This window comes from Sphingobium sp. AP50, assembly GCF_900109095.1.
Lineage (GTDB): Bacteria > Pseudomonadota > Alphaproteobacteria > Sphingomonadales > Sphingomonadaceae > Sphingobium.
The window spans coordinates 1-4185 of record NZ_FNYZ01000054.1 but is presented as its reverse complement, the minus strand read 5'-3'; the positions used below and the strand labels follow the sequence as shown (position 1 = coordinate 4185).

General features: G+C 62.5%; 4 protein-coding genes. All 4 read left to right on the top strand.

Translation table 11 applies throughout. The annotated features are described in order from the left end of the window. A partial coding sequence (locus BMY84_RS28780; RefSeq protein WP_371262472.1) for a c-type cytochrome occupies positions 1-1093 on the top strand: 1093 nt, incomplete at its 5' end. Between the two features lie 26 nt (positions 1094-1119). Further along, positions 1120-2487 carry an amidohydrolase family protein gene (locus BMY84_RS28775; protein WP_093088579.1) on the top strand — a complete coding sequence of 456 codons (1368 nt, stop codon included), beginning with the start codon at positions 1120-1122 and terminating at the stop codon, positions 2485-2487. A gap of 228 nt (positions 2488-2715) precedes the next feature. Beyond that, entirely contained in the window at positions 2716-3162 is a 447-nt protein-coding gene (locus BMY84_RS28770; protein WP_093088577.1) for a hypothetical protein, read from the top strand. Continuing rightward, a complete protein-coding gene (locus tag BMY84_RS28765; RefSeq protein ID WP_093088575.1) occupies positions 3159-4094 on the top strand; it encodes a cation transporter in 936 nt (311 codons plus the stop codon). Before BMY84_RS28770 ends, BMY84_RS28765 begins: the two co-directional genes overlap by 4 nt. The last annotated feature ends 91 nt before the right edge of the window (positions 4095-4185 follow it).

The following is a 4185-nucleotide window of genomic DNA, read 5'->3' as shown; positions in this document are numbered from 1 at the left end:
TGATGGGCGGGCTGGTCCTGCTGGCCGGACTGCTCAGGACGAGAGAGGACGCACCGGCATGATCATTCGCATCACCTGGAAGCGCGCGATCATCGCTGTCTCCTTACTGTTTGCGGCAGGGATGTTGTTCGCCTGGTCTGGCGTGATGCAGGTGTCAGCGTCTTCGGGCCACTGGAAGGTAACCGACTGGTTCCTCCATTGGGTAATGCGCAATTCGGTGCGGACCTACTCCACATTTCAGACACCCGAAGGCAAGGCGCCCGAGCGCGATCTCGTCAGCGCAGCTGGTCATTTTCGGCAGGCTTGCCAGGTCTGCCATGGGGCTCCGGGCGTGAAGCCCTCCCCGGTCATGCAGGCATCGACACCCCCAGCCCCGGACCTGTCGGTCACCGCAAAAGAATGGAGTGATCGCCAACTTTTCTGGATCATCCGCCACGGCGTCAAATTTACCGCCATGCCGGCCTGGCCGGTGGAGGATCGCGATGACGAGGTCTGGCGGATGGTCGGCTTCGTGCGGCGTTTGCCTGGTATGACATCAGAGCAGTATCGCGCACTGACGCAGGAAGCCGTACCAGCCGACCTTCCGGGCACGCGCCCCGGCACGCTGACCGCATGCGCTTCCTGTCACGGCAGCGACGGACGCGGGCGTGGGCAGCGCGATATTCCATTGCTGGGTGGGCAAAAGCCAGCCTCGCTCCTTGCGGCCTTGCGCGACTATGCGGCCGGGACTCGCAAAAGCGCACCGATGCAGGTGGCCGCAGCTGCACTCACTCAGGAGGAGATGAAGAGGCTGGCAGCACATTTCGCAGCGATGCCGGGGCTGGAACAGCGACCGACGCCGACCTTGCCCATCATTGCGAAGGGCGATCCTGCCCGCCAGTTGCCGGCCTGCGGCAATTGCCATGCGCCGGGCAAGGACGCGCCTGCTCTGTCCGGTCAACGAAGCAGCTATCTCGCTGCACGTCTGCGCCATTGGCAGGGCGACCCGACCGTGGTCGATGCGCGCAAACCTCCCCATGGCATGGCGGTCATCGCGCGCCGCATTCCGCCAGATCAGATCGATGAGATCGCTGCCGCCTTTGCTGAACCGTGAAATTACCCGACCGGAAAGGATCGCCATTGCCGACCATCATGAACCGCAGGCAGGCAAGCGCCCTGCTGGCGGCAGCGCCATTGGCAATGACGATAGCAGCGCGAGCGGCATCTCCGCGCCGCTTGTTGCTGCGCGGCGCGAATCACCTGCTGACGATGACCGGAGCGCCGCGACAGAAAACGGACCTGCTCATCTCCGACGGCCGGATAGAGGCAATTGGTCCCAACCTGCCTGTCAGCGAGGCAGACGTCATCGACCTTTCAGGGCATATCCTGTTGCCCGGCTTTGTCGGTACTCACTGGCATATGTGGAACACGGCGGCGCCGGGGCTGTGGCGAAGCGCCAAAGGAGGCTTCATGCCAACTATGGCGGCGATAGCACCGCATTTCACACCAGCAGACGTGGCGATCGGCGTCGATCTGGCACTCGCCGAAGCGGTGAGCAGTGGTATCACCACCGTCCACAACTGGGCGCATAATCTACGCAGCCCCGCCCACGCAGAAGCCGAAATTGCCGCAATGGTCCGATCCGGCGTTCGCGGTCGCTTTGCCTATGGCTACGCCCAAGATGTCGGCAAGGACCAGCCGATGGACCTCGAGCATCTGTCCGCGATCGCACGTCAACCGCCATCGGCTCTCGTCTCCATCGGGATTTGCGCACGTGGCCCGGATCGTTCCGACGCCGAAGTCTGGCAAGCGGAGTGGGACGCCGCGCGGCGGCTGGGCCTGCCAATTTCGACCCATATGGCATCCGATCCAAAGGCGGCCGCGGGTGGCGGCATTGCGGCACTAGCGGCGCGCGACGGCCTAGGCTCTGACGTGCAACTCGTCCACCTGACCTCAGCCTCCCGTGCCGACATGGATCGCGTGGCAACGGCTGGCTCACCCGTGTCGATCAGCCCCTGGACCGAACTGGAGGTTGGCTACGGTGTGCCGCCCATCCCGGATATGATTACCGCGGGCCTGCTGATGGGTCTCTCCGTGGATAATATGGTGCTGGCAGGACAGGCCAACATGTTTTCCGTTATGCGCCTGTCGACGGATTTAGCGCGCGGTGTCTCGCGCAATCAGCTGTTGATGGAAGACAATATGGCGCTGCGCTGGGCCACAACAGATGGCTCCCGAAGCCTTGGTCTGGGGAAGCAGGTCGGTGCGCTAGTACGGGGGATGCGCGCAGATATCATCGCGATCCGGTTGGACGCACTGAACACGGCACCCGCTGCAGACCTACCCTCATTGCTCACCCATGCCGCACGACCCGACAATGTGTCGCTCGTGCTGATCGACGGCGTGGTGCACAAGCGCGATGGCCGTTTGGTACGGATCGATCTGCCGGCGATCCAGGCCCAGGCGACGGCCTCTATAAAGCGAATCCGATCGCCCTCCGGCATCTGAAAGATACTGCGGCCGTGCCACCTGGCTCTTTTGGCGTTTCGCGCGTTGTTTGCGAGCAACGATCCAGAAAGATTTCATGGCGCACTCCGGCCTCAGTGAAACCCTTAACCTCCGCGCCACGACGTTACCGTCGAGGGAGGCGGACTGGAGGCATCCCGCCGATCCACATCCTACTGTGCGACAGGGAATAGCTGTCATGAGCAGCCTGTGTCAGAGGGGGCCCGCGAAATGATGCGGCTAGCCTCCTTTGCACTACTGCTGCTTAGCGCATGTGACATGCTGCCGCGCGACCCGGCCGGTACATCGACACGGATCGAGCATAGTCGCACCTTCACCGTCGCGCTTGCAGACCCCGCCATCTCGTCCGCGCCGCAGGTCGGCAGGCTTGTCGCGGAAATCGAGCGGCGCACCAATGCGCATGCTCGATGGCGCAGCGGATCGGGTGAGTCCTTATTCCAGCAGCTTGACGATGGCTCCCTTGATCTCGTCATCGGCCGCTTCAAGGCCGATAGCCCCTGGGCAACCAACGTGGCCTTTGCTCCTGCCCTTTCGACAAGTGACATAGGAGACGCGCAGATCGAATTGAAAGCCGCGATGCGCAATGGCGAGAACCGGTGGATCATGACCGTCGAGCGCGCCAGCCGAGCGATATCGCAGGAGGCACGCAACCAATGAGCGAAACCAGCCTTCCGCAGGAACTGCGCGACACGATGGCCAAGGCGGTCCGCCTTGAATATTGGAACATCTTCTGGACGCTCACCATCATCGTCACCATGGGGCTGGTGCTGGGCCAAAGCGAGACGATGAAGACCGCCTGGATCGAGGATACGCTGGGCCTCGTCCCGCCGATCATGTTCCTGATCGCGGCGCATATGGAGCGCCACAGCCATCACTCCCGCCGCTTTCCCTTCGGCTTCGAACGGGTCAACGGGCTTGGTTTCTTCGTCGCGGCGGTCGCGCTGACGGCGGTCGGCGCGCTGCTGCTCTATAATGCGTTGATGGCGCTCGGCTCACGGGAGCATGCCACCGTCGGCTCTATTGTCATTCTGGGGTACGATCTGTGGCTCGGCTGGTTGATGCTCGCCGCGCAAATCTATTCGCTGATCCCTCCCCTCTTCATCGGGCGCAAGGAACTGCCGCTCGCTGAACAGCTCAACGATAAGCTGCTCCATACCGACGCACTCATGAACAAGGCCAATTGGCTGACCGGCGCGGCGGGGCTGGCCGGGATCATCGGTCTAGGCCTTGGCTGGTGGTGGGCGGATTCGGTGGCGGCGGCGATCATTTCTGTCGATGTGCTCAATGACGGGATCAAAGCGCTGCGGTCCTCCACCGCCGAACTGATCGACGGCGCGCCGCGGGCGCTGTCCAGCACGGACCTGTCTGAGGAGGCACAGAAGGTCTGCGATCGATTACAGGCAGAATTTCCCGATGCGACAGTGCGTCTGCGCGAGACCGGGCGGCTGATCCGGGCCGAGGTGCATGACACCCATCCGCCGTCGGAATGCCGCCATCCCCGACATTATTGGCCCGACGAGGAGGATCGGGCTTGGCGGCTGGCACAGGTCAGCTTTATTCCGCCAATGCAGAATGACAATGAGAGCTAGTCACCTGAATCCAAAGTTCGGTTCATTGTTTTTTGGCAGAATCGTTTGACCGAGGCGAGGATCTCGTCGGCTGACTTCACCCATTTGTATG